This window comes from Rhodococcus sp. (in: high G+C Gram-positive bacteria) (genome assembly GCF_049286785.1).
Classification (GTDB): Bacteria; Actinomycetota; Actinomycetes; order Mycobacteriales; family Mycobacteriaceae; genus Rhodococcus_F.
Genome location: NZ_JBAQEO010000863.1, coordinates 1 through 1,865, shown reverse-complemented (window position 1 = coordinate 1,865; position 1,865 = coordinate 1). Strand labels below are relative to the sequence as shown.

General features: G+C 65.2%; 1 protein-coding gene. It reads right to left on the bottom strand.

Annotated elements, in window-relative coordinates; genetic code table 11:
- Positions 1–1,865, bottom strand: a 1,865-nt coding sequence (locus WAW17_RS30785; RefSeq protein ID WP_422336625.1) for a UPF0182 family protein, incomplete at both ends; no start/stop codon positions are given.

The following is a 1,865-nucleotide window of genomic DNA, read 5'->3' as shown; positions in this document are numbered from 1 at the left end:
GTGCCGTAGGACGTGAAGTCGCCGGCGTGCTGCGCCTCGCGCAGGTTCCCCAGTGCCGCGTTGAGTTCGAGGACGGCAGCGGTCAGTTCCTCCGTTGGAGCGGGCGGCGGTGCAGGCTCCGTGCCCTCGGCCGGCGGGGTGGCCTCCGTTGTGGGCGGTGGGGGAGCGGCCGCGTCGCCGCCGGGCGCTGTCGCGGCCCGACCGGTTCCGGCCCCGAACACCTGGTCGAGGGCCTCGGCGAGGGTGGGTGCGTAGCCGACCCGGACGCCGCCGGTGCCGGGTTCGCGGTAGCTGACCAGGACGCGGGACAATTGTGGGAACGTCGATCCGTCCGCGGTGGTGGACAGCCGTTCGGTGAAGAGGGGTTCGACGTAGAGGACGCCGCCGTCGGCGATCGGCAGCGTCAGCAGGTTGCCGTAGTGGATCCGGTTCGACCGCTCGAGCAGGGTACGTTCGGAAGCGACGCGGGTATCGGAGATCATCGAGTTCTGAATCTGCTGGGGACCCTGAGTGATGCTGTCTGTCGGCAACTGCAGCACTTCGATCTTTCCGTAGTTCTCCGGATCGGAGTGCACCGAGATGTAGGCGGAGAGGAATTCGCGGTTGAACCCGACCATGGCGCTGGCCAGGCGGAACGACGGCGCCGCGGTGTCCTGGTCGCCGACCAGGATGTAGTACGGGGGCTGCTGCCCGCCGGAATCCGACGTCGGATCGGACGGTACCGACCAGAACGCGTTGTTGGTGAAGAACTCCCGCGGATCGTTGACGTGATATTTGGCCAGGCGTTCACGCTGGATCCGGAACAGATCCTCGGGATAGCGGAAATGCGCGCGTAGATCCGCGGAGATCGCGTCCTCGGGTTGGACGGTGTCGGGGAAGATGCTCATCCATGCCTGCAGGACCGGATCGTGCTGGCCGACCTGATAGAGGGTGACGGTGCCGTCGTAAGCGTCAACGGTGGCCTTGACGGAGTTGCGTACGTATGAGACGTCCTCGGCCGGCAGACTCCGACCGGTGTCGGTGACGACCGGTTCAGTCAAGTTCCCGGTCTGCGCGTAGGGGTAGTGCTCGAGGGTGGTGTAGGCGTCGACGATCCAGATGATCCGTCCATCCACGACTGCGGGGTAGGGGTTGTTGTCTGTGGTCAGCCATGGTGCGACGTATTCGACACGGGTTCGCGGGTCACGGTTGAAGAGGATTTTCGACTCGGTGCCGATGGCACCGGAGAACAGGATGTTTCGTTCGGCGTACTTCGCTGCGAACGCCAACCGGTTGACCCAGTTCCCTACCGGCACCCCGCCGGTTCCCGTGTAGGTGTAAGTGGAGGTATCGGTGTCGTACTCGCGCGGCGGTGCCCCGGTTTGGGCGCCGACGATGGCGTAGTCGGGGTTGTCCGAGTGCGCGATCATTTCCCCGAAGTAGATGCGCGGTTGCTCGACCGGGATCAGTTGCCGGTCGGTGGCTTGGGAGGCGATGTCGCTGACGGTGTAGATGGGGTAGCCGCTGTCGCTGCTGGAGCTCTGCCCGGTCGCGTCCCGAACGGCGGCGTTGACCCTATTCGCCGGTGCGGCGACGAACCCGTTGCCGTGCGTGTAGACGGTGTGCCGGTTGATCCACTGGGTTTGATTGCCGCTGAGGCTGTTCGGGGACAGTTCCCGGGCGGCGACGATGTAGTCGCCGAGTTCACCGTCGACGGTGTATCGGTCGATGTCCAGGGTGGGGGTGAAGCCGTAGAAGTTCTTCAATTGCTGCTGCTGGGTAAAGGTGCGTGAGAGCACATTCGGGTCGAGTAGGCGGGCATTGGCGATGGTGGTGACATCGGCGGGCAGATCCCGCGGCGGTCGGGTGCCCACACCCGGATAGTC